Below are 4,578 nucleotides of genomic sequence, written 5' to 3' on the forward strand. Positions count from 1 at the left end.
TCTTACAGGCAGATCTGGTTTTGCTGGAAGAGTTTTAGATTTACGTGGTCGGGGTTGTAAGTTGGTTTTCTCATCAACGCACAACACCATTTCATCAGGATTTAATGGTCGAGTATATAAAGAACTAATTTCTTTTATGCTTTTAACAAAGGCTTCATCTCTTGGGGCTTTGGGTGATAACCACAAATGATGTCGCCAAGGTTTTAATTTATGACTACTTAAAATTCGTCGAACAGTAGACGCAGAAATGCTGCCTGTTATTTTTGCTGCTATTACTTGATGCGCTAATTCTGTACAATCCCACTGCGACAAGGAACGCTCCATCATATCGGGTCGCTCATAAGCAATTTTAACTAGATACAATGCGACTTGAGGGGGAAAAAACCGGGGGGCGTCCCGGTCGTTTAGCATCATATAATCCTTCAATTCCTTGGTCTATAAATCTTCTTGCCCACTTTCTCAAGTGACGTTCTCCTATATCAACATACTGACTGGTTTTATTGAAAGTTTCTCAGCAAGGCCAACATTAATATTGCACGGGCACGTTTTGCCAAACCCACTGGGGTTGTTGTCTTACGCAACCAACTTTCTAGTACATCTTGCTGCTCACCAGTTATTTCAACTTGGATACTTGAGATACGTCCTTGCATGTCTGATTTTTATGCCACCCTACAAAAAATATTTTCCTTTATTTCCGACCCTTTTTTGCGGTGACGTGTACTAAGTGGCATAAATGTTTTGGGCTAGTCGTTTAAATCTTTGTGAGAAATCCGGGTTTGGTGGATGAAGAGGCGATCGCTAAAACCACAACTTTCAAAATTGTAGCTGACTATGGCAATGGCGAAGTAGAGGAGAGGGAAACCCCAGCAAGCATCTTAACCTACGGTACTGGTACACCCCGCACACCTAACGGGAGCGAAAAAATTGGCGATGACTGGAATGATTTATCTCTGTTTAAAGCCAAACCGGAAGAATTTGATTTGGAGGGGACACTTGACCGGGTATTTAATGAATTAAGCGATCGCATCCAAGATAATCAAGTTCAGGGTATCCAGTCGTTGGAAATCTCCGTTGGGCAAGTGATGGACTACCGCAAGTTGATGACGGCTTTCACTATGTTGATAAAGCTACTTATTTATGCGGACTTTTGAAGTAGCGTTGAAAGTAATTCCCCGCATTGGTGATGAAAAGAAACGCCTGACTGAAGAAAAAGCCTTATTAGATTTGTGGTTGGCTATGGATGAAATCAAAGCCAAAGTGTCTTATGTGCAGCCTGAGCTATCCTTAATTTATGGACAAATGAGTTTGAATTTAGAGATTGATGATTGAGGGCTGTTCACCGTTAACAGACAACTGTCAACCGTCAACTAATAATTACAGGAGATAATCAAATATGAAGGTTAGAGGCATAAAACGTGGTCAAAATATTGAAATATTAGAACAACTTAATAATATTCCAGATGGGACAGAGATAATCATAGACGTAGAATTTATTGCCAGTCAAATTATAGAACCACAACCACCATTAACAAACGAGGAGAGACTAGCTAGACTCAATCAATTATTTGGGGTTTGGAAGAACCAACCGGAATTAGCAGAAATATTTACAGAGATTGACCAACAGCGCCATGCTTATCAAGGCAGAACCATAGACTCACTTGATAATCAGGATTTAGGCTAATGTATCTGCTAGATACCAATATTTGCATTGCACTGCTGAACGAAAATCCCCAAGCTGTTACTAAATTTAATCGCTTTTTCAGCCAATGCTATCTCTCTATCATTGTAGTTTCAGAACTATATAAAGGCGTTTATTGTTCTCAACAGGTAGCCAAAAATCTAGAGATATTAGCACAGTTTACTGAATTACTACCAGTAGAACTATTTGGAATAGAAGCAGCTATCGAATTTGGCAAGATTCAAAGCGAACTCAGAAAAATTGGGAAACCAACCGGAGAATTTGATGCTTTGATTGCTGCTGTAGCTCGTTCTCGTGACGATATTCTTGTTACTAACAATATCAAAGATTTTATCAATATTCCCAACTTAAAATTAGATAACTGGTTAGAAAGTTGAAAAACCTGCGTGAATATCCCTGGAAAATTAGTTACACTAGCAACACCCACAACACCATCACTGATTTTTACATTCCTGCTTTAGAGTGCACCATTCAATATGACCGTAAGGCAGGTTTTTTAAGCACACCATGCACACCGTAAAAGTCCCCAAGACCGCAAAGAAACGCCCAATCGCTTGTTACAGTTAATACTAACTTGTCGGCTGATATAATCCCGTATTTTCGTTAAATTCCCACCCTAGCCCTGCTCTATCTTTGCCCTTACACCATGCTACAAAAAGCGGTGGGGGGAGTTTAATTCGCTCCTTGCCTACAGTTTCCTCACTTACACCAAGTCTCTTGGCTAAACCTTCTTCAGTTAACGGTTGCATTCTAGGAGTATGCGCTTTGAAGGATGAATTATTGTAGTACGATTTCTGTCCTCGCTTTTGTTGGTTGTTGAGATAGTCTTGAATTTTAATGATCGCCTCAGCCAACTGTGTCATTCGATCTGCCATTCTCTCCACTTTTTGTTCTAAATTGGCAAGATTATCAATTGCTGTAGTTTGATTGCTATCAAATTCACTTAAAAACTCTGACTCGAGCTTATCAAGTCGTGAGCAAATAGCTTTTATCGTTTCACTGGGAGGATTGCTGTAAATATTGTGACTATAAACTAAGTACTTTTCTACACTTGTCTTAATCTTCGAGTCTAGGCGTTCGTCTAAATCGTTACCACCTATTGCATCAAGCTTATCTTGGGAATCGCCTAAGTAGAGATCGATAAATTCGAGCAGCGTGGCTGTTGCTGTTGTGCCTTTCGAGTTGCAACAGGCGATAAATTGCTCCCACTTCCTTTGGTCACAGTTGAAAGATGCCAATTTTTTTTTGCGCCCTGTATTGCTCATGTTCACGTATTATCTAGGTAAACTGGGACTCTCCACGCTTATTAAATCGTGTAATTCGTCATGATGAATTACCTTGATACTATCATCGCCAAATGTGTCAGCGCATTCTTCAAGCGATGTTTTTTATGAAGAGATGCTACCGCCAACGGCTACCATTGGCTCCCGGCGTAACCGCCCACCGTAGGTGATCGCACGCGGGCGGTTACGCTGGGAGCAAATAAATATAGATATCACCCCGTAGCAATTCCAGCATCAACCATCTTCCCCAGACACTGCGTATTAAATATCCTCAGTGATTCCGCTACTTCCTGAAAATACCCATACTGCTCATCTGCATAATCGCTCGGTTTCAGTTCAAGTAGTTCACCGACCCCTTCTCTTGTAAAGACGCACGCACTCGCGTTCGGGGTAGAGAATAGGGAACAGGCAACAGTAGGATTGAAGCTCAAAGAAAAATTGCCTGTTCCCTTCTAAGAGAGAAAACCCTTGGATTTGAAGCCCCCTTCTTTAGGACGAGCATTTAAATATGGTTCTAAATCCCCGGACAAAACCTTTTGTTGCCTATTCCCTATTCCCTTTTAAAAAACTTTAAATAGTCAACCCGCCAGTTAAATTCAGCAATCGCCGTTGCAAATCTTTTTCTTAATTCCCCACACCCAAAAATAGCACCTCCCTCTACTACAAGTTAGCCGTGTATAAACGGCATTTTTTCGGAGGAAATACCCGGCTCTCAATCCGCAAGGGATAGCCAGTAATAGTATTGCTTGTATCATCTTTCTACGTATTATGAGTGTACTATACGCAAAAAAAGTTTATTTTTCCGTTGTGAAACAGTGAGTTGAAATGACCATTTGGGAGGACAATAAAAATCAGACACTATAAAACCAGACGAAACTATCTATGTTCACAAGACCTGCGCGCTGACGACATGAATTGCTTTTTGGAAGCCATCGCGATCAAATGATTGACGTATTGTTTTCCCATCGATAGGTATTACTTGAGCGCCCACAGCGTAAGTCATCGACTCCACCCATCGCTGAAAGCATTGCTCAAATGCTTGTGGGTCTAGTTTGGCGAAAACTCTTGCGATGGTGTCATGAGAGGGAATTCCGTTAGGTAGTGCCAAAAACTCTTGTAGCCATTCCTTCTTTGCTTGAGCATAAGTTTCAATTGCGACCCAACTATCGGCTCCACTTAGCACTGCCAAGATAGCAATGGCAATGATGTCTTTTAAAAGATGCTGTTTAGTGCGGTCTATCCTTGGGTCTTCTATGCCTGAAAAGTGCTTGAGGATTGTATCTTCAAACTTTGGACTCATAACAGCGCGGGTATTATTGATGGTGCTACACTCTCGCTCATCACCTGTGGTTTTTCATCGGCACTACCTGAAGAATGCTTTCTGGCGATCGCCCACAATCAAGCTTAAATGATAACCCTCCACTATACCCCAAAAGTGCGTCAATTTAAGATGCGTTTGCCCTGCAGGATTAGCGCATCTCAAACCCTATTGACAAGCGGACTTGCATCGGTAATTGGGTTTGAAACAAAGTGGTACTATCCGAGCTAGAGAGCCAGTCCACTAGAAATAGTTGACGTAAAACACAGGATATGGGT

Annotated in this window: 6 protein-coding genes and 2 pseudogenes; 4 read left to right on the top strand and 4 right to left on the bottom strand. The window is 41.4% G+C overall.

Annotated elements, in window-relative coordinates; genetic code table 11:
* Positions 1–414: pseudogene (locus LC574_RS27585) on the bottom strand (hypothetical protein); the annotation flags it as partial.
* A gap of 83 nt (positions 415–497) precedes the next feature.
* Entirely contained in the window at positions 498–650 is a 153-nt protein-coding gene (locus LC574_RS27590; protein WP_229456858.1) for a hypothetical protein, read from the bottom strand.
* Between the two features lie 111 nt (positions 651–761).
* Here LC574_RS27590 and LC574_RS27595 point away from each other — a divergent pair, with 111 nt between their 5' ends.
* From LC574_RS27595 to LC574_RS27610, 4 genes are all read left to right on the top strand, one after another.
* Positions 762–1,151, top strand: a complete 390-nt coding sequence (locus LC574_RS27595; RefSeq protein WP_229456859.1) for a hypothetical protein — start codon at positions 762–764, stop codon at positions 1,149–1,151.
* The gene (locus LC574_RS27600) at positions 1,138–1,329 is read left to right on the top strand and encodes a hypothetical protein (RefSeq protein WP_229456861.1); all 192 of its coding nucleotides are present in this window, start codon (positions 1,138–1,140) and stop codon (positions 1,327–1,329) included. Before LC574_RS27595 ends, LC574_RS27600 begins: the two co-directional genes overlap by 14 nt.
* Positions 1,330–1,393: 64 nt before the next feature.
* Positions 1,394–1,681 (top strand): hypothetical protein, encoded by a 288-nt coding sequence (locus LC574_RS27605; protein ID WP_229456863.1) that lies wholly within the window; start codon positions 1,394–1,396, stop codon positions 1,679–1,681.
* On the top strand, positions 1,681–2,076 hold the full coding sequence (locus LC574_RS27610; RefSeq protein WP_229456865.1) for a type II toxin-antitoxin system VapC family toxin: 396 nt from the start codon (positions 1,681–1,683) through the stop codon (positions 2,074–2,076). The genes LC574_RS27605 and LC574_RS27610 overlap by 1 nt, the downstream gene beginning before the upstream one ends.
* Positions 2,077–2,268: 192 nt before the next feature.
* Here LC574_RS27610 and LC574_RS27615 read toward each other — a convergent pair whose 3' ends face one another.
* Positions 2,269–2,937 carry a hypothetical protein gene (locus tag LC574_RS27615; protein ID WP_229456866.1) on the bottom strand — a complete coding sequence of 223 codons (669 nt, stop codon included), beginning with the start codon at positions 2,935–2,937 and terminating at the stop codon, positions 2,269–2,271.
* 943 nt (positions 2,938–3,880) lie between these two features.
* A pseudogene (locus tag LC574_RS27620) lies at positions 3,881–4,282 on the bottom strand (ISAs1 family transposase); the annotation flags it as partial.
* Between the last annotated feature and the right edge of the window lie 296 nt (positions 4,283–4,578).

The organism is Nostoc sp. CHAB 5715 (genome assembly GCF_020829685.1).
Taxonomy (GTDB): domain Bacteria; phylum Cyanobacteriota; class Cyanobacteriia; order Cyanobacteriales; family Nostocaceae; genus Nostoc.